1 protein-coding gene is annotated in these 796 nt (G+C 63.9%); it reads right to left on the reverse strand.

The window, feature by feature from the left end; all coding sequences use genetic code 11:
* A partial coding sequence (gene istA / locus AC5ZG5_RS46290; RefSeq protein WP_496165581.1) for an IS21 family transposase occupies positions 1–796 on the reverse strand: 796 nt, incomplete at both ends.

A 796-nucleotide genomic window follows, 5' to 3' on the forward strand; every position in this document is an offset into this window, starting at 1 on the left:
TGTGCCGCCCGTTGCCGCTGCCGCGCATGTGCGCAGCGATTCGCTCGCCCCCCAGGAAGATTTCAACCGTTCGTGCGCTGATCCGCGCTTCTACCTCCCGACGGGCGAAGCGATAGGGCACCGAGTAGTAGTGTCGTTCGATCTCGACGTGATAGTCGAGCCCGACCCGGCATCGGCGCCATTCGGCATGGACCCACGGCTCGCCGGGAAGCGGTTTAAGATTCGGCGCATCAATTTCCTCGAACAGCTGGCGTCGCGTGCGGCCATACTGACGCAGCACCCGTCCGTCATTGAGCTTGGCCAGCCACTCGACGATGGCACCGTTGAGTTCAGCCAGGCTGTAGAAGGTTCGGTTGCGCAGCCGCCCCAGCAGCCAGCGCTCGACGATTCCGACGCAGGCCTCGACCTTCGCCTTATCTCTCGGACGACGCGGCCGTGCCGGCAAAATCGCCGTGCCGTAGTGCTGTGCCATATCGCTATAGCTGCGGTTGACCATGGGGTCATAGAGGCAGGCCTTGATCACCGCGACCTTGGCGTTGTCGGGCACCAGCAGTTGCGTCGCGCCGCCAAAAAAGCTGAAGGCCGCGTTATGTCCCGCGATCCAGTCGCCGAGCTGCTCGGTCCACGTCGCTAGCGCGAACGACAAGCTGGATGCGCCCATGACCGCGACGAAGATGTGCGCGTCACGCACCTCGCCAGTGTTACGGTCAACCACCGGCACCGTGTCGCCGGCATAGTCGACAAACAATTTCTCGCCCCCGCCATGGTGCTGGCGCATCACCAGTGGCAGCCGGCC

This window comes from Bradyrhizobium sp. Ses1, from assembly GCF_059512365.1.